The sequence below is a fragment of the Streptomyces sp. NPDC047061 genome, assembly GCF_040643955.1.
Taxonomy (GTDB): Bacteria; Actinomycetota; Actinomycetes; order Streptomycetales; family Streptomycetaceae; genus Streptomyces.
The window spans coordinates 69,594-86,237 of record NZ_JBEYVI010000049.1 but is presented as its reverse complement, the minus strand read 5'-3'; the positions used below and the strand labels follow the sequence as shown (position 1 = coordinate 86,237).

17 protein-coding genes and 1 pseudogene are annotated in these 16,644 nt (G+C 72.7%); 12 read left to right on the top strand and 6 right to left on the bottom strand.

Annotated elements, in window-relative coordinates; all coding sequences use genetic code 11:
* From ABZ887_RS43650 to ABZ887_RS43625, 6 genes and pseudogenes are all read left to right on the top strand, one after another.
* Window positions 1–107, top strand: a pseudogene (locus ABZ887_RS43650) (esterase); the annotation flags it as partial.
* Window positions 108–186: 79 nt separating this feature from the next.
* Window positions 187–414: a hypothetical protein gene (locus ABZ887_RS43645; RefSeq protein WP_361303413.1), complete on the top strand. Its 228-nt coding sequence runs from the start codon at window positions 187–189 to the stop codon at window positions 412–414.
* 40 nt (window positions 415–454) lie between these two features.
* Complete coding sequence (locus ABZ887_RS43640) at window positions 455–1,177, top strand: alpha/beta hydrolase (protein WP_361303410.1); 723 nt, start codon at window positions 455–457, stop codon at window positions 1,175–1,177.
* 149 nt (window positions 1,178–1,326) lie between these two features.
* Window positions 1,327–2,082, top strand: a complete 756-nt coding sequence (locus ABZ887_RS43635; RefSeq protein ID WP_361303407.1) for a hypothetical protein — start codon at window positions 1,327–1,329, stop codon at window positions 2,080–2,082.
* Between the two features lie 286 nt (window positions 2,083–2,368).
* Window positions 2,369–3,031, top strand: coding sequence for a hypothetical protein (locus ABZ887_RS43630; RefSeq protein ID WP_361303404.1), 663 nt, complete (start codon window positions 2,369–2,371; stop codon window positions 3,029–3,031).
* Window positions 3,032–3,165: 134 nt separating this feature from the next.
* Window positions 3,166–3,741 (top strand): sigma-70 family RNA polymerase sigma factor, encoded by a 576-nt coding sequence (locus tag ABZ887_RS43625; RefSeq protein WP_361303401.1) that lies wholly within the window; start codon window positions 3,166–3,168, stop codon window positions 3,739–3,741.
* Here ABZ887_RS43625 and meaB read toward each other — a convergent pair.
* The 4 genes from meaB to ABZ887_RS43605 all read right to left on the bottom strand — a co-directional run bounded on the left by meaB (window position 3,729) and on the right by ABZ887_RS43605 (window position 9,302).
* Window positions 3,729–4,730 carry a methylmalonyl Co-A mutase-associated GTPase MeaB gene (gene meaB / locus ABZ887_RS43620; protein WP_361303398.1) on the bottom strand — a complete coding sequence of 334 codons (1,002 nt, stop codon included), beginning with the start codon at window positions 4,728–4,730 and terminating at the stop codon, window positions 3,729–3,731. The genes ABZ887_RS43625 and meaB overlap by 13 nt on opposite strands.
* Window positions 4,727–6,886 (bottom strand): methylmalonyl-CoA mutase, encoded by a 2,160-nt coding sequence (gene scpA, locus ABZ887_RS43615; RefSeq protein WP_361303395.1) that lies wholly within the window; start codon window positions 6,884–6,886, stop codon window positions 4,727–4,729. The genes meaB and scpA overlap by 4 nt, the downstream gene beginning before the upstream one ends.
* Window positions 6,886–8,691 (bottom strand): methylmalonyl-CoA mutase family protein, encoded by a 1,806-nt coding sequence (locus tag ABZ887_RS43610; RefSeq protein ID WP_361303392.1) that lies wholly within the window; start codon window positions 8,689–8,691, stop codon window positions 6,886–6,888. Before ABZ887_RS43610 ends, scpA begins: the two co-directional genes overlap by 1 nt.
* Window positions 8,692–8,804: 113 nt before the next feature.
* Window positions 8,805–9,302 carry a MarR family transcriptional regulator gene (locus tag ABZ887_RS43605; RefSeq protein WP_361303389.1) on the bottom strand — a complete coding sequence of 166 codons (498 nt, stop codon included), beginning with the start codon at window positions 9,300–9,302 and terminating at the stop codon, window positions 8,805–8,807.
* 100 nt (window positions 9,303–9,402) lie between these two features.
* Here ABZ887_RS43605 and ABZ887_RS43600 point away from each other — a divergent pair, with 100 nt between their 5' ends.
* Window positions 9,403–9,918, top strand: coding sequence for a YceI family protein (locus ABZ887_RS43600; protein WP_361303386.1), 516 nt, complete (start codon window positions 9,403–9,405; stop codon window positions 9,916–9,918).
* 108 nt (window positions 9,919–10,026) lie between these two features.
* On the opposite strand, the gene ABZ887_RS43595 is transcribed toward ABZ887_RS43600, so the two are convergent.
* On the bottom strand, window positions 10,027–11,724 hold the full coding sequence (locus ABZ887_RS43595) for a hypothetical protein (RefSeq protein WP_361303428.1): 1,698 nt from the start codon (window positions 11,722–11,724) through the stop codon (window positions 10,027–10,029).
* 292 nt (window positions 11,725–12,016) lie between these two features.
* Between ABZ887_RS43595 and ABZ887_RS43590 the strand changes: the two genes are divergently transcribed.
* From ABZ887_RS43590 to ABZ887_RS43575, 4 genes are all read left to right on the top strand, one after another.
* Window positions 12,017–12,406: a cell division protein SepF gene (locus ABZ887_RS43590; RefSeq protein WP_361303383.1), complete on the top strand. Its 390-nt coding sequence runs from the start codon at window positions 12,017–12,019 to the stop codon at window positions 12,404–12,406.
* A gap of 255 nt (window positions 12,407–12,661) precedes the next feature.
* A complete protein-coding gene (locus ABZ887_RS43585; RefSeq protein ID WP_361303380.1) occupies window positions 12,662–13,807 on the top strand; it encodes an ATP-binding protein in 1,146 nt (381 codons plus the stop codon).
* Entirely contained in the window at window positions 13,804–14,133 is a 330-nt protein-coding gene (locus ABZ887_RS43580) for a nucleotide pyrophosphohydrolase (protein ID WP_361303377.1), read from the top strand. Before ABZ887_RS43585 ends, ABZ887_RS43580 begins: the two co-directional genes overlap by 4 nt.
* Window positions 14,134–14,350: 217 nt before the next feature.
* Entirely contained in the window at window positions 14,351–14,809 is a 459-nt protein-coding gene (locus tag ABZ887_RS43575) for a DUF6099 family protein (RefSeq protein ID WP_361303374.1), read from the top strand.
* A 17-nt stretch (window positions 14,810–14,826) separates the two neighbouring features.
* Here the strand turns inward: ABZ887_RS43575 and ABZ887_RS43570 are convergent, their stop codons facing one another.
* On the bottom strand, window positions 14,827–14,988 hold the full coding sequence (locus ABZ887_RS43570) for a hypothetical protein (RefSeq protein ID WP_361303371.1): 162 nt from the start codon (window positions 14,986–14,988) through the stop codon (window positions 14,827–14,829).
* A 245-nt stretch (window positions 14,989–15,233) separates the two neighbouring features.
* On the opposite strand from ABZ887_RS43570, the gene ABZ887_RS43565 reads away from it, so the two are divergent.
* Window positions 15,234–16,157, top strand: a complete 924-nt coding sequence (locus ABZ887_RS43565; RefSeq protein ID WP_361303368.1) for an LLM class F420-dependent oxidoreductase — start codon at window positions 15,234–15,236, stop codon at window positions 16,155–16,157.
* Window positions 16,158–16,644 lie beyond the last annotated feature (487 nt).

The window sequence follows — 16,644 nt, the reverse complement described above, 5'->3', positions numbered from 1 at the left end:
TCATCCACGACTTCGTCATGCTCAACGCCCTGCGCGAAACCCACGCCGCCCAAGCCGCCATCACCCTGGCCGTGCGCACCCTGCACGCGGCCCTGTACACCGGCTGATCCGGGAGCCGGTGTGACCATGAACGAGCCGCCGGAACCATCGCCGGCACCGTCGTCACAACCGCCGTCGGAGCCGTCCGTGCCGTCGGAGCCGTCCGCCCACGACGGCCACCCGCGCCTGAGGCACCTCAAGGACCAGCTGACCGAGCACCACCGCCGGGCCAAGGCGGAGCGCGAGGAAGCGGAACTGGAGGAGGCCATCGAGACGGCGGCCTTCGACCTGGGGACCGACATCGCGCATCCGGCGCCCGACCACGCGGAAGCCGCCTACGACATCGACACCGACATCGGCGTCGACCCGCGCTAGCCGCCCGCCCAGACTTCGCACCGCACCACAAGGAACTCCCATGACCGACTCCACACCCACCGTCGTCCTCGTGCACGGTGCCTTCGCCGACGCGTCCAGCTTCGCCCGGGTCGTCCCCGAACTGCTGGCCGACGGCCTGAAGGTGCTCGTCCCGGCCGTGCCCAACCGCAGCCTCACCGGCGACTCCGCCTACATCGCCTCGGTGGTCCGGGCGATTCCAGGCCCCGTCGTCCTGGTGGGCCACTCCTACGGCGGTGCCGTCATCACTGTCGCGGGCGCCGAGGAGAACGTGCAGGCCCTGGTCTACCTGGCCGGCTACGCCCTGGAGGAGGGCGAGAGCCTCGGCGAGCTGCAGGGCCGGTTCCCGGACTCCGAGCTCGCCTCGGCCCTGGTGTACACGCCGTTCCCGGTCGAGGGCTCGGACGAGCCCGGCACCGACGTCACCGTCGAGACCGACCGGTTCCCCGCGATCTTCGCCCACGACGTGGACCCGGACCTCGCCCGGGTGCTCGCCGTCTCCCAGCGCCCGCTGGCCGGCGCGGCCTTCGCCGAGGCGGCCCCGGTCGCGGCCTGGCGGACCAAGCCGTCCTGGGGCCTGGTGTCGTCCTCGGACCGCACCATCAACCCCGACGTCGAGCGCTACGGCTACGAGCGCGCCGGCATGACCACGGTCGAGGTCGACTCCTCCCACCTGGTCATGCTCGCGCACCCGAAGAAGGTCGCGGACCTGATCCGCGAGGCCGTCCGCAACGTCACCGACTGACCGGCGACGCCGACGCGTACCCCGAGCGGGACGCGGCCGACTCGGTCGGCTGCCCCGTGGGGCAAACGGCGCACCCCGCAAGGGTGATGCCGAGCGGGCCGCGCACTGGTGTCGACCGGGCGCGGCCCGTCCGCGTGTAGGTACGTGCCATGCGGATGACACCGGCGCGGGTACGAGCACGGCTGCGATCCCCCTGGACCTGGGCGGCCCTCGCCGCCGCGACGGGAACGTGCGGGGCGCTGCCGTTCCTCGTCGCGGGCGGCGACGGTCCCCGCCCCCTCTCGGCCGACGAGGCCCGACGCCTGGCCCTCACCCCGGTCCGCGTGTACCGGGACAGCCCGGCCGAGGTGACGGTACGGGCGCCGCTGCCCGGCGGTACGGCCGTGGTCCGTGCGGTGGTCGACGAGCACCGGCACCGGGCGGTGGGCTGGTTCGACACGGGGGACGCGGCGGAGCGGGGGCTGCTGGCGTGGGACGGCGCCGGGCTGGCGGTCGCCCGTCCGAAGACCGACGGCAGCGCGGGCCCGCTGGCGAGACCGGCGTCGACGGCGGAGGCGGTACGGGACGCCGCGCGGCTGAGGCCGACGGCGTGGATCCGCCGCCGGTACGGGCCGGCCTCGCTGGACACGGCGCTGCGGCTGACGCTGTCGCTGGCCGCCGACCGCCCGGACGACGCGCGGCGGATCGCCCGGTCGGGCCGACGCCGTCTGGGGACGGACCGGATCGACGGCCGGCGGTACGACGTCTTCTCCGCCGCCGACTCACCCCTGAGGTACTGGATCGACGGGACGGGACGGCTGCGCCGGGTCAGGGAGGACCTGGACGACGACCGCACGATCGTGGTGGACGTGACGCGGGCTCGGGTACGAACGGCGGTGCCGGAGGGGCCGTGGGCGAAGGGCTGACGCGGGTTGGGGCCGGGGGGTGCGGACGCTTACCGGCGCTGGCAGGGTGCCTCCCCCAGCCTTCGGCCGGGGGGACCCCCAGCGCCCACCCGTGCCGCCCTGCGGCACGCCTGCCCGCAGTTGAGTTTTCAGGGGCGCGGGGAACTGCGCGGCCCGCCCCCACCGGCCCGCACCCGGCACCCGGCCGCTGTGAAACTCCCCACCCCGCCTGTGAGTTGAGCGCACTGGCTGTGGATCGCCGTACCACTCCCCGACAGGACCGGACCGGATGCGAGGATGATGCGCCATGACGGCAGGGTGGTGTGCGCGCACGGTACGGTCCGCGGTGTTCGCGGCCGTCTGCGTGCTGCTCGCCGCCCTCGGCCACGTCATGATGTCCGGGAACCGAGTGCCCGGCTGGACGCTGGCCGCCGCCCTGGCGCTCACCGGCGCCCTCGGCTGGGCCCTGTCCGGCCGCGAACGCGGGCTGCCGCTGGTCGTGTCCGCCGCGGTCGGCGCCCAGACAGCACTGCACTCCGGCTTCTCCGCGGCTCAGGTGTGGACCACGCAGACCGCCCCCATGGGGTCCGTGCATATGGACATGGCCGGGGACATGGCGGCCATGAACATGGGGTCGATGCACATGGGCTCCGCCCACACCGACCCCGTCGAATACCTGGGCTTCGGCACCGGCGGCACCGCCTCCACCGGCATGTTCGCCGCCCACCTCCTCGCCGCGCTGCTGTGCGGCCTCTGGCTCGGCCACGGCGAACGCGCCGCGTTCCGGATCGTCCGGGCCGTTGCCGGCCGGCTCGTCGCACCGCTCCGGCTGCTGCTGGCGCTGCCGGCCACCCCCGAGCGCCCGCGCCCCCGGCTGCACCGCCGCCGTTCGGACCGGGCGCCGCGGCTGCTTCTCCTCGTCCACGCGATCACTTCCCGGGGTCCGCCGGTGCGGACGGCTGTCGCCTGACGACAGCTGGTGTTCCGGGGCCGCCCACGCGCGCCCCCGGACGAACACGGCGGCCGTACGCCCGCTTCAGCACCGCGCCGAAGCAGGCGCCGTAGGGCCGTCTCCCCCGCTCACCTTTCTCACAAGGACACCGAGTGATCACTTCCGTCCTGCCCGCACGCCCTGCGCCGGACGAGAAACGCGACGCGTCGATCACGGCCTGGGCTCTCGCCGCCCGGTCCGGGGACACGGCCGCCGTGGACGCGTTCGTACGGGCTCTGCACCGCGACGTCCTCCGGTACGTCGCCCATCTCTGCGCCGACCCGCAGGCGGTCGACGACCTCGCGCAGGACACGTTCCTGCGTGCGCTGGGCAGCCTGCACCGTTTTGAAGGCCATGGCTCGGCCCGTTCCTGGCTGCTGTCGATCGCCCGCCGGGCCGTCGTGGACAGCCATCGGTACGCCGCCGCCCGGCCCCGCCCGGCGGACGTCCCCGACTGGCAGCAGGCCGTCGAGCGGGCCCAGCCGTACGGGCTGCCCGGGTTCGACGACGGCGTGGCGCTCCTCGACCTCCTGGAGTCGCTGCCCGAGGAGCGGCGCGAGGCGTTCGTCCTGACGCAACTCGTCGGACTGCCGTACGCGGAGGCTGCCGAGGTCAGTGACTGCCCCGTCGGCACGGTCCGCTCCCGCGTGGCCCGGGCCCGCGAGGCGCTCCGGGATCAGCTGGCCTGAGGGCCGCCGTCCGGGGTTTCCCCGAACGCGCGCAGAATGCGCTCGGCGGCCAGTGTCGCCGTCAACGTGCCGTCCCTGACCTCCTGTTCGAGGCCGGGGGCGGCCGCGCGCACCGCCGGATGGGCGGCGAGCCGGCCGAGCAGGTCGTCGCGGACCATCGACCAGGTCCAGCCGACCTGCTGTTCGCGGCGCTTCTCGGCGAGCCGCCCGGTGGAGTCGAGCAGCGTCCGGTGCTGCTCAAGGCGCTCCCAGACCAGTTCCAGGCCGGTCGACTCCCGGGCGCTGCAGCTGAGCACCGGGGGAGTCCAGAAGGCGTCCTTGCCGTGCATCAGGCGCAGCGCGCCCGCCAACTCCCGTGCCGCGGACCGGGCGTCGCGCTCGTGCGGGCCGTCCGCCTTGTTGACGGCGATCACGTCGGCGAGTTCCAGGACGCCCTTCTTGATGCCCTGGAGCTGGTCGCCGGTGCGGGCCAGGCTGAGCAGCAGGAAGGAGTCGACCATGTCGGCGACCGCGGTCTCGGACTGCCCGACGCCGACCGTCTCGACCAGGATCACGTCGTACCCGGCCGCCTCCATGACCACCATGGACTCCCGGGTCGCCTTGGCGACTCCGCCGAGTGTGCCGGCGCTGGGGGAGGGGCGGACGAAGGCGTTCGGGTCGACCGCCAGCCGCTCCATCCGCGTCTTGTCGCCCAGGATGGAGCCGCCCGTCCGCGTGGACGACGGGTCCACGGCAAGGACCGCCACCCGGTGCCCGAGGCCCGTCAGCAGCGTGCCGAACGCGTCGATGAACGTCGACTTGCCGACGCCCGGCACCCCGCTGATGCCGATCCGCCGCGCCCGGCCGCTGTGCGGGAGCAGCTCGGTGAGCAACTCCTGTGCCAACGCCCGGTGCCCGGGACGGGTGGACTCGACGAGGGTGATGGCGCGGGCGATGACCGCGCGCTTCCCGTCGAGCACACCCTTCACATAGGCGTCGACATCGATCACAGGTCGTGCCCGAGTTCCGCCGACAGCCGCTCGACCAGGTCGTAGGCCGCGTCCGGAATCACCGTCCCGGGCGGGAACACGGCCGTGGCGCCCATCTCCAGGAGGGTCGGCACGTCCTGCGGCGGGATGACCCCGCCGACCACGATCATGATGTCCGCCCGGCCCTCCGCGGCGAGCTGCTCGCGCAGCGCCGGTACGAGGGTGAGGTGGCCGGCCGCCAGCGAGGAGACGCCGACCACGTGCACGTCCGCCTCCACCGCCTGGCGGGCGACTTCCTCCGGGGTCTGGAACAGCGGGCCGACGTCGACGTCGAAGCCGAGGTCGGCGAAGGCGGTCGCGATGACCTTCTGGCCGCGGTCGTGGCCGTCCTGGCCCATCTTGGCCACGAGGATGCGAGGGCGGCGCCCCTCGGCCTCGTCGAAGGCGTCGACCAGGGCCCGGGTGCGGTCCACGGTCGGGGACTCGCCTGCTTCGTTGCGGTACACACCGGAGATCGTACGGATCTGGCTCGCGTGCCGGCCGTACACCTTCTCCAGGGCGTCCGAGATCTCGCCGACGGTCGCCTTGGCACGGGCCGCGTTCACCGCCAGCTCCAGCAGGTTGCCCTCGCCGTCCGCCGCCCGGGTCAGCGCGTCGAGCGCGTCCCGGCAGGCCGTCTCGTCCCGCTCCGCGCGCAGTCGCCGCAGCTTCTCGATCTGCTGGGCGCGGACTGAGGAGTTGTCGACCTTGAGGACGTCGATCTGCTCGTCGCTGTCGACCCGGTACTTGTTGACGCCGATCACCGGCTGCCGCCCGGAGTCGATCCGGGCCTGGGTGCGGGCCGCCGCCTCCTCGATGCGCAGCTTGGGAATGCCGGCGTCGATGGCCTTGGCCATGCCGCCCGCCGCCTCGACCTCCTGGATGTGCGCCCATGCCTTGCGGGCGAGGTCGTAGGTCAGCCGCTCCACGTAGGCGCTGCCGCCCCACGGGTCGATGACCCGGGTGGTGCCCGACTCCTGCTGGATGAGCAGCTGGGTGTTGCGGGCGATGCGCGCCGAGAAGTCGGTGGGCAGGGCGAGGGCCTCGTCGAGGGCGTTGGTGTGCAGCGACTGGGTGTGGCCCTGGGTCGCCGCCATCGCCTCCACGGCCGTACGCGTGACGTTGTTGAAGACGTCCTGCGCGGTCAGCGACCAGCCCGAGGTCTGCGAATGGGTGCGCAGGGAGAGGGACTTGGTGTTCTTCGGCTCGAACTGGTCGACCAGCCTGGCCCAGAGCAGACGGGCCGCCCTGAGCTTTGCGATCTCCATGAAGAAGTTCATGCCGATCGCCCAGAAGAAGGAGAGCCGGGGCGCGAACGCGTCCACGTCCAGGCCGGCTTCGCGTCCCGCCCGGATGTACTCGACGCCGTCCGCGAGCGTGTACGCCAGCTCCAGGTCGGCCGTCGCGCCCGCCTCCTGGATGTGGTAGCCGGAGATGGAGATCGAGTTGTAGCGGGGCATCCGCTGCGAGGTGTACGCGAAGATGTCGGAGATGATCCGCATCGACGGCTTCGGCGGATAGATGTAGGTGTTGCGGACCATGAACTCCTTGAGGATGTCGTTCTGGATGGTCCCGGCCAGCTTCTCGGGCGGTACGCCCTGTTCCTCCGCCGCCACGATGTACAGCGCCAGCACCGGCAGCACCGCGCCGTTCATCGTCATCGACACGGTCATCCTGTCGAGGGGGATGCCGTCGAACAGCTGCCGCATGTCGTAGATGGAGTCGATCGCGACACCCGCCATGCCGACGTCACCGGTCACCCGCGGGTGGTCGCTGTCGTAACCCCGGTGCGTGGGCAGGTCGAAGGCGACGGAGAGGCCCTTCTGGCCGGCCGCCAGGTTGCGCCGGTAGAACGCGTTGGACTCCTCGGCGGTGGAGAAGCCCGCGTACTGCCGGATGGTCCAGGGCTGGTTGACGTACATCGTCGGGTACGGGCCGCGCAGGTACGGCGCGATGCCCGGGTAGGTGCCCAGGAAGTCCAGGCCCTCCAGGTCACTCCCGGTGTAGAGCGGCTTGACCGCGATGCCCTCCGGGGTCTCCCACAGCGGCAGGTCACCGCCGGCCGCCCGCCATTCCTCGGGGCTGCCCTCGGTGACGGGGGTACCCAGTTCGATGCCGGAGAAGTCGGGGATTCCCATCAGGACACTCCCATGCGGTCGAGGGTCTCGGACAGCACGGCCACGGCGTCGCAGCCCGCGAAGACGTACGAGTCGATGCCGATGTGGTCGCCCCGGCCGGCGAGCACCACGTGCCGGGCACCGGCCGCCTTCAGCGACCCGGCGGTCTGCTCGGCCTGTTCGGCGTAGAGGGCGTCGCTGGAGCAGAGCACCGCCTCGGCGGCGCCGCTCTCCTCGAAGCCGCCCTCGGTGACGGGTTCGATGCCGCCGGCCTGGAAGAGGTTGGCGGCGAACGTGGCGCGGGCGGTGTAGGCGGCGGCCGGGCCGAGCGTCGCCAGGTAGATCCGGGGGCGGCTGCCGGTCGCCGCGAGGTGGGCGTCCGAGCGGGCGCGCAGCTCCTCGTAGGCCTCGTCGCGGCGGACGCGCGGGAGACCGCCGGACGGCGGCTCGGGTGCGGGCTCGCGCACCACCGGCTTCTCGGCGAGCAGCGGGAACTCGCTGACCCCCGTGATGGGTTCGCGGCGCTTGGCGAGTTTCTTGGAGCGCTCGGCCCAGGTGGTCGCGAGGTCGGTGCGCAGGCGTCCGGAGCGGAGCACGGCCGCCTGGCCGCCGTCCCGCTCGATCGTCCGGAAGAACTCCCAGCCCGCGTGGGCCAGTTCGTCGGTCAGCTGCTCCACGTACCAGGAGCCGCCGGCCGGGTCGATCACCCGGGCCAGGTGCGACTCCTCCACGAGGATCGTCGAGGTGTTGCGGGCGATCCTGCGGGCGAACGCGTCCGGCAGGCCGATCGCGTGGTCGAACGGCAGCACCGTGACCGAGTCGGCGCCGCCGACCCCTGCGGCCAGCGTCGCGACCGTCGTACGGAGCATGTTCACCCACGGGTCGCGGCGGCTCATCATCACCGGCGAGGTGACGGCGTGCTGCACCTGGGCGCCCGCGTCGGCCGCCCCGCTGACCTCGGCGACCCGCGCCCACAGCCGGCGGGCCGCGCGCAGCTTGGCGATGGTCAGGAACTGGTCCGCGGTCGCCGCGTACCGGAACTCCAGCTGCCCGAGGGCCTGTTCGACGCCGAGACCGGCCTCGGTGAGCTCCCGCAGGTAGGCCACGCCGGTGGCCAGCGAGGCGCCGAGCTCCTGCGCGGCCGAGCCGCCGGCCTCGTGGTACGGCAGCGCGTCCACGGTCAGCGTGCGCAGGCCCGGGAACTCCTCGGCCACGCGCCGGGCGAGCGCGGCGACGGGGGCGAAGTCCAGGGCCTCGCCCGTGCGGGCCTCGTACCCCAGCGGGTCGGCGCCCAGGTTGCCGCGCACCGCCTCGGGGTCGACGCCCTTCCCGTCGTACAGCCGCAGCAGTTCGGCCGCCGCCGCCTCGGTGTCCCGGCCCGCGTCCAGGACCACCGGGGCCAGGTCCAGGTAGACGCCGTCGAGCGCGGCGGCGAGGCCGGACACCGGGATGCCGCCCCGGCCCACGAGCAGCCAGAGCGAGGTGACGCCGTTCTCCAGGTCGGTCAGGACCGCGCCGTCGGGAGCCGCCTGATGCCGCTGCCGTACGTCCCAGCCGCCCGCGACGCCGCCCTCCGGACGGCCGCCGCGCACATAGGGCGCGAAGCCGGGCAGGCCGGGGTCGGGCGCGGTGTCGCGCGCGGTGTACAGGGGACGGGTGCGCAGCCCGTCCTCCAGCGTCGTGGACAGGGCGTCCTCGGCGGCCTCGCCCGAAACTTCCTTGCCGGACTTGCGCAGCACACCTTCGACCAGGCGTTGCCACTGCTCTTGCGTCGCGTCAGGGAACTCGGCGGCCAGTGAGAGCCCGTCGTCAGGCAGGACCGTCATGCTCGGATGCTAGGGCAGACCGCTGAAGCCGACCTGAAGACAGGGCTGTGACCTTGCCCTCCTCCTGGCTGTGACCTGCGCCTCCCGGGGGTGAAGTGGCCGGATTCGTGCGGTCAGGGCGTGTCGTCGGCGAGCTCCGGGATCAGCGCGCAGAGCGCCTCGCGCTGCTGCGGACCGATGACGTGGCCGACCGCCTGCCCGACCGTCTCGGCGAGGGCGGCGGAGGCGTCCTGGATCTGGCGGCGGGCCTTGTCGGTGAGGGCGACCTCGATGCCCCGCTTGTCGCCGCAGGCGGCCTTGCGGGTGACGAGACCGGCGTGCTGGAGGCAGGCGATCTGGTAGGTGAGGCGGGTCTTGGGGCGGCCCAGGAGCTCGGCGATCCGGGTCATGCGCAGGCCCTCGCGCGGCTGTTCGGCCAGCAGGCACAGGATCAGGAACTCGTCGTGCGAGACGTCCAGCGTCTCCTTCACGACCGACCGCAGCCGCTGCTCCACCGCACCCGTCGCGGCCAGCAGCAGCATCCAGGCGCGCAGCTCGGCCGGGAGCAGCCCGCCGCCCGTGAGGGAGGGACATTCGGGCAGCTCTGCGGGGTGTTCCTGGGAGGCGGCCATGGCATCGAGTCTACCCGTTGTCCAAATTTGGATATTGAGCTAGCGTGCAGCCGTACCGCAGTCATCCAAATTTGAACCATCGAATGATCGGAGCACGGCCATGACCGTCACCGTGGAAACCGGCCTCTGGCAGCTCGACCCGACCGCCTCCGCCGTCTCCGTCCGGCACAAGACCTTCTGGGGCCTGGTCACCGTCAAGGGCGCCTTCGCGGGCGTCAGCGGCCGGGGCGAGGTCACCGCCGACGGCGCCGCCACCGGCAGCGTGACGATCGACGCGGCCACGCTGGACACCAAGAACAAGAAGCGCGACGACCATCTGCGCTCGGCCGACTTCTTCGACGCCGCGAACCACCCGGAGATCACCTTCGCGGTGCGCGGCGCCGAGCGGGGCCCTGGCGACGCCGTGCACGTCGACGGTCAGCTGACCGTCCGGGGCATCAGCAGGCCGCAGCAGGCCACCGCGAAGCTGGTCTCGGCGGACGCCGACGGGCTGACGCTGGAGGTGGAGTTCATAGTGGTGCGCGAGGAGTTCGGCATCACGTTCAACCAGATGCGCATGATGGGCGGCCCGACCACCGTGACCGCCACCCTGCGCTTCACCCGCACGGCGGCCTGAGCGCCCCGAAGGGGCGCGGGGCTGTGTCACTATGCGGCTCCGCCGCGTGGGCGCGACCAGCCACGACGGTGCCGCAGTCGACAGATCACGGCACGTCCAGCGGAGCGTCTAGCGGACCGTCCGGCTGATCCTCACGTACTCGCTGGACAGCGTCTGCGGATCCGCCGTGAAGGCACGCAGCCGGATCCGGGTGCTCGGCTTGGCGGGGATGCCGAACCGGCCGTTCGCCGGCCTGAGTTCGACACTCGCCGTGCCGTGCCCGGGAATCGTCGCCGGACCCCGCACCCGCAGCCAGTACATGCTCATGCCCTGGCCGGTGGTGAGCGTGTAGTGCGGGGTGAGCGGGACGCTCCCCGTGTTGACCACCCGCAGTGTCATCGCCCTGACCACCGAGGCCTGGTGCGCGGCGCGCCGCAGCGCGGTGATCTCCATCCGCAGCGGCGGTCTGCCGGACACCGCGAGCGCCGCGCTCGCCAGCGCCGGTGCGAGCAGCAGAACCACCGTGGCGATCAGGGCGGGGCGGCGGCGGGGCCCGGTCAGCAGGGCCGGGCGCGGCTGCCAGGCGCGCTCGAACTCCGAGAGCGGAGCGGTGACGGCGGCCGCCAGCCACAGCGGGGTCATCAGCAGGTAGTAGCCGTCCTGGGAGCGGGTCGCCAGGAAGAAGGCGAGCCACGGCAGCACGGTCGCGGCCGGACCCAGCCGCCGCACGAACAGCACGAACACGGCGAGCAGGGCCGCCGCGAGGAGCATGCTCGCGTGCGAGTACCAGTCGATGCGGTCGCTGCCGTTCGTGTAGTACAGCGTGATGTCCACCAGGCCCTGGCCGTGCACCACGGCGCCCTGGGTCAGCGGCAGCGCGATCCCGTCGAGCCAGCGGCCGGGCTCGGACACGATGAAGTACGTGTTGATCAGCAGCCACGCCGTGACGGCCACGCCGACGATCCGCAGGACCACCGCGGCGGCGGCCCGGCCGCCGAGCTCCCCGCGCCGCACCGCGTAGATCCCGGCCAGCAGGAACGGCGTGACGAACCACGGCAGTTGCTGCGCCGCACACGCGGCCCCGAGGCACGCGGCCCGCGCGATCCCGGCCGCGCCGAGGCGGCCGCCCTGCCCGATCCGCGGCCAGCGCACCACCACCGGGATCAGCAGCGCCAGGGCGATCACCGCCGGGTAGCCGACCCGGGCGTACGTCGACAGGAAGCCGAAGCCCAGGCAGGACAGCGTCGCCGCCGACCGCCACGGCACCGGGAGCATCCGCCACAGCACGACGGTGCCGGCGATCAGGGCGCCCGCGCACACCGCCGTCGCCGGGGCGCCGTGGTGGCCGAGCCACAGCAGCGGGACGGTCAGCAGCGGCGCCAGCGGGGGATAGCCGTACGTGTAGTCGTAGCCGCCGCCTATCGTCGGCGTGAGGGCGATGCCCGTGTTGTGGAACAGCCACGGCCAGGCCTGCCCGTAGACGGGGCGGCCGGCGAGCAGCTCCCTGGCGGCCTGGGTGGTGAGGGCGCCCTCGTCGCCGCCGTTGTGGTTCAGGGCCCAGGCACACAGCGCGAGCGTCACCGCCGTGACCAGGACCACCAGGTCGAGGCGGGCCAGTGACCGGGTGCTGCGGACGGTCAGTGTCAGTACGCCGGACACCAGGATCGAGACGTAGCAGACGGAGATCAGGGCCGCCAGCACCAGGTGGTGGGTCGCTGCCTGCGTCCACACCGACCGGGTGCCGATGAACAGCCCGACGTCGGCGAGGAGGGTCAGGACGCGGTGCCAGGGGAGGGGGGCTCCGGCATCGCCCGGAGCGGCGGACACCGCCGACTGCGTCCGCCGGTCGGGTGTCACCTGTTGTGTTTCTGCCAAGTGCACGAACCGGACGGTAATCGCGGGCGGTGAGCGGGGCGTCACAGGAGGAGAAGAGTCCGGTGTGAGGGCGGTAAGAGGCCACCAATGCGCGGCAATCGCATGAAAAGTGAAAAGGTCGCTTCTTTCGTGCGTGGGCGTCCGGAAACACTCGCGCTTCGTGTCGCTGTTGGGCCGAACGGGTGACTTGGCGTAAGAATTGGCTGGTGCAGGCATCAAGTGAGAGTCAGGTCGGGGGGAGCCGGTGAGCCGTTACGACGTCACCGATGAACAGTGGGAGGGGCTCGCCCAGGTCGTGCCGCTGCGGGGCCGCGACGCCTGGCCGTCGGCGGTGGGCCACCGCGCCCTGCCCGACGCGGAGACCGAGACGCGCCGCCGTTTCGTCGTCCTGCGGGTCAATGTCTTCGCCGACGCCCGCGACGTCGCCGAGACGCTGATGGCCGGCATACCGGTCCTGCTCGACCTGACCGGCGCGGAGACCGAGGTCGCCAAGCGCGTCCTCGACTTCAGCACGGGCGTGGTCTTCGGCCTCGCCAGCGGAATGCACCGGGTCGACCGCAACGTCTTCCTCCTCACCCCGCCCGGCACGGAGGTCGCCGGGCTGATGGAGGGGGCGGGGGTCTCGGGAGGCTGAGGGGCCGTCCGGAGCAGAAGCCGGGCCGTCCGGAGCAGAGGCTGGGCGTCCCGGAGCAGAAGCCGTGCCGCCCCGCGGGACGGCCGGACGTCCCCCGATAGAAGGAAGAGCGGGCGGGCGGAACGGTTCGGCTGTTCCGCGGAGTCCTACGGTCCGCATATGGCCGCCTCCTCCGCCCCGTCCGCAGGATCCGATCGCTCCGCGGAGCAGGTTCCGCGCGCCCGCTCGGGCCGTCCGGGCGCGCCCTTGCCGTCCGTGCCCGTACCCCCCGTCCCCGCCCCCCGCCGCGACCCCCGCCCCCGCGTCACCGAGCTGCGGCTCTCCGCCTTCGCCCGGCACCGCGGTGCGCGCTTTCCCGTCGGGCAGGTCACGTTGCTCGCCGGGCCCAGCGGGAGCGGGAAGAGCGCGGTGCTCGCGGCCTACGAGGCGCTGGCGCGGCTCGGGGGCGGGGCCGCGCTCGCCGACGTGTTCCCGGACCCGGGCGCGCTGGTGCCGGAGCGGGCCAGGCCCGACGCACAGCGGCGGCGCGGGTTCCGCATCGGGTGTACGGCCGACGGCGCCCAGGGGCCGGTGCGGCTCGACGTCGCCGTGCAGGCCGAACCCGAACTGCGCATCGTCGGCGAGCGGCTGACCGCGGACGGGCTCGTGCTCCTGGAGACCGCGCTGCGCGACCCGAGCCGGCCGGCCGTGCAGGCCGCCTGGCACACCGCGGGCACCGCGCCGGTGACCCGGGCCCCGCTGCCCGACGACCGCCTCGGCACCGCCCTGCTGCCGCTGCGCGTCGCAGGGAAGACGGACGGCCAGCGGCAGGTCCTCGCCGCCGCCGAGCAGATGGTCGTCGCCCTGCGGTCGGTGTTCCCCTGCGATCCGCGGCCCGAGCGCATGCGCACACCCGTCCGCACCGGCTCCGGCCGGCTGCTGCGCGGCTGCGACAACCTCGCGGACGTCCTGTGGCGCACCCGCTTCGAATGCGGCCGCCGGCACGGCCTGCTCGTCGAAGCGGTACGCACCGGCTGCGCCGGCCCCGTCGCCGACGTGCTCGCCGAACCGCTCGGCGACGGCACGGTACGCGCGCTCCTCGACCGCGGCGACGGCCACCGCACCGAGCTGGAGCGGCTCGGCGACGGCGAACTGCGCTACCTCGCCCTCGCCCTGGTCCTCTTCACCGGCCCCGGCGTCCTGGCGGTCGACGCACCCGGCGAGGTCCCCGACGCCATGCGCGGCCTCACCGTCCTCGCCGACGGCTTCGACCGCAGCCTCGACCCGGGCCAGCGCGCCGAACTCCTGCGCACGGCCGTCCTGATGGGCGAACGCGGCCACCTCCGGTTCGTCGGCGCGGTGAGCGACGCCTCCTGGGCCGGCGGAGCGGAGACGATCACGGTGGTACACCTGGACGCGTGACAGACGAACCCCTCGACGTGCCCGGACTCCAGCGGCGGCTGGCCGAGTTCGCCGCCGCCCGCGACTGGCGGCAGTACCACACCCCCAAGAACCTGGTGGCCGCCCTGAGCGTGGAGGCGTCCGAACTGGTCGAGATCTTCCAGTGGTTGACCCCGGAGGAGTCGTCCCGGGTGATGGCGGACCCCGACACCGCGCACCGGGTCACGGACGAGGTCGCCGACGTGCTGGCCTATCTCCTCCAGCTCTGCGACGTCCTGGACGTCGACCCGCTGGCCGCGCTGGCCGCGAAGATCGACCGCAACGAGAAGCGGTTTCCGCCTGCCTGACAGGGCGTCGGGAGACCGCTCTCCGGCCGTCCGGTGGGCAATGCGGGGGAGCGTGGCGCTCCGTATTGACGCTGCGTAGCGGCAATCCTGCCCGAATCCGAATTGTTGTCCACAGATTTCCGTCTTCCTCTGGCTCCACGTCTCGGGAACCCTCACTCTGGGTAGTGAACTACTGAGTGCGGCAAGACAGTTCGGACCGACGGGGACGGGGCGACGGATGGACGCGATGCGGCTCATCGTGGCGAGCAGACGGGCGCTGGCGCACGGCGCGGGCGTTCCGGAGATGATGACCGAGGTGTGGCAGGCCCAGGCTCTGGCCCAGGCGATCGGCAGCCGGCTGGCCGTCTCCGGCCCGCCCGAGCTGCGCGGCGAGGCCCTCGGCCTGACCGAGCTGGCGGGCCGGGGCTGCGGCGTGCTGGACACCCCCGACCTGGACCCCGGCACCCTGCGCGCCGCCCAGCTCACCGAACTGGACGACGCCCGCCTGACCCTGCTGAGCCTCGGCGGCCTCCTGGGCGAGGTCGGCATCGCGCTGGTCGGCATGGCCAGCGCCGCGGCCGACGAGGCGACGTACTGGCAGTGCATGGAGGCCATCGACGCGGCCGACGAGTCCCGGGACAGGGTGCTGGAGATGCTCCGCAAGCTGGCGGCCAGGGAGGAGGTCCGCGACGGCTGACCTCCCCGCGGCCGGCCTCAGCCCAGGTCGGCCTCTTCCCTCGGGGACCGCTGCAGATCCGCGTCCAGCGCGGAGAGGTCTGCGTTCAACGCCGCCATGAGTTCCTCCATCTGCTGGAGCAGCCCCTTCGGCTGACCGGACGAGGGGCCACCCTGCTGTGGAACTGACTCTTCGGACAAGACGGCCTCCCCGGCCCCCCGGCCCGCAGTCGGCGGCGGGCCACGAACGACGCGCGGCGACGGCGACCGTCCGGCGCGCGGTGCCGGACGGCCCGGCACCCCCCACCCAACGATCACCGCAGGGGCCGGTCACTGGCCCGCGCCGCCCCACGGCCCCGCCGTTGACGATATTCACCCTGGGGTGGATGCGCGTGACGGGTGGTGCCGATGCGGTTGACGGGGCGGGGTCCGTGCAGGATGGGTGTATGGACCTTCGTATCTTCACCGAGCCCCAGCAGGGCGCGAGCTACGACACCCTCCTCACCGTCGCCAAGGCCACCGAGGACCTCGGTTTCGACGCCTTCTTCCGGTCCGACCACTATCTGAAGATGGGCGACGTGGACGGCCTGCCCGGCCCCACCGACGCCTGGATCACCCTCGCCGGACTCGCCCGCGAGACCCGGCGGATCCGCCTCGGCACCCTCATGACCGCAGGAACCTTCCGGCTGCCCGGTGTGCTCGCCATTCAGGTCGCCCAGGTCGACCAGATGTCCGGCGGCCGGGTCGAACTCGGCCTCGGCGCGGGCTGGTTCGAGCAGGAGCACAAGGCGTACGGCATCCCCTTCCCGAAGGAGAAGTTCGGCCGCCTGGAGGAGCAGCTGGCGATCGTCACCGGGCTCTGGGAGACCAAACCCGGCGACACCTTCGACTTCCACGGCACCTACTACGACCTCACCGACTCGCCCGCCCTGCCCAAGCCCGCCCAGGCCCGGATCCCGGTGCTGATCGGCGGCCACGGCGCCACCCGGACCCCGAAGCTGACCGCGCGGTACGCCGACGAGTTCAACATGCCGTTCGCCTCGGTCGAGGACAGCGAGCGACAGTTCGGCCGGGTACGGGCCGCCGTCGAGGCGGCCGGCCGCGGCGCGGACGAACTGACGTACTCCAACGCCCTCGTGGTCTGCGTCGGCAAGGACGACCAGGAGGTCGCCCGGCGCGCCGCCGCGATCGGCCGCGAGGTCGCCGAACTGAAGGAGAACGGCCTGGCCGGCACCCCCGCCGAGGTCGTCGAGAAGATCGGCCGCTACGCCGAGATCGGCTCCCGGCGCTTCTACCTCCAGATCCTCGACCTCTCCGACCTGGACCACCTGGAGCTGATCTCCGCGCAGGTCCAGTCGCAGCTGTCCTGACCTTCGCCCCGAACGACGTCCGCCCCCGACCCGAAAGGGCCGGGGGCGGTTGTTTTTGCGGGTGTCGTGATTTCCGACACCGGGTGTAAGAAAAAATTGCGGTGGAATTGCGGGAGCAAGTGGCCGGTGCCGTGTTTTCCCGCGTCGGCCGGTTTTTGCTTTCTGCTTTCCTGGGTCCTTTGACAACCAGGTGCGCCGGTTTCTATTCTCGGCGGGTGTTCAGGGCCCCATCGCCGTGGCTCTCGGTACTGACCAGGCCGGTGGGGGACGATGTACAGGCACTTGCTCGATCGGTGTTCCGGAACGCCCGATTTCTGTTTCCGGTGCCCTTCTTGATGACCCGCGGCAGTCTCTGAGCCCGGGCCTGCGCGCTTCCGGTGTGGTTTCCCGGGTTTCTCCCCACCCGGATTCCCCGCCCGGATTCCCTGGCCGGCCTGCCCGGTTTCCTCAGCTGAACGGTGTGTCGTACGGCCCTGCCCGGCACGCC

Excerpts from the sequence above, each read along its gene's own strand:
- ABZ887_RS43640 (WP_361303410.1), top strand. The coding sequence starts at position 455 with ATGACCGACTCCACACCCACCGTCGTCCTCGTGCACGGTGCCTTCGCC.
- ABZ887_RS43635 (WP_361303407.1), top strand. The coding sequence starts at position 1,327 with ATGCGGATGACACCGGCGCGGGTACGAGCACGGCTGCGATCCCCCTGG.
- ABZ887_RS43630 (WP_361303404.1), top strand. The coding sequence starts at position 2,369 with ATGACGGCAGGGTGGTGTGCGCGCACGGTACGGTCCGCGGTGTTCGCG.
- scpA (WP_361303395.1), bottom strand. The coding sequence starts at position 6,886 with ATGGGAATCCCCGACTTCTCCGGCATCGAACTGGGTACCCCCGTCACC.
- ABZ887_RS43610 (WP_361303392.1), bottom strand. The coding sequence starts at position 8,691 with ATGACGGTCCTGCCTGACGACGGGCTCTCACTGGCCGCCGAGTTCCCT.
- ABZ887_RS43605 (WP_361303389.1), bottom strand. The coding sequence starts at position 9,302 with ATGGCCGCCTCCCAGGAACACCCCGCAGAGCTGCCCGAATGTCCCTCC.
- ABZ887_RS43600 (WP_361303386.1), top strand. The coding sequence starts at position 9,403 with ATGACCGTCACCGTGGAAACCGGCCTCTGGCAGCTCGACCCGACCGCC.
- ABZ887_RS43575 (WP_361303374.1), top strand. The coding sequence starts at position 14,351 with ATGGACGCGATGCGGCTCATCGTGGCGAGCAGACGGGCGCTGGCGCAC.
- ABZ887_RS43565 (WP_361303368.1), top strand. The coding sequence starts at position 15,234 with ATGGACCTTCGTATCTTCACCGAGCCCCAGCAGGGCGCGAGCTACGAC.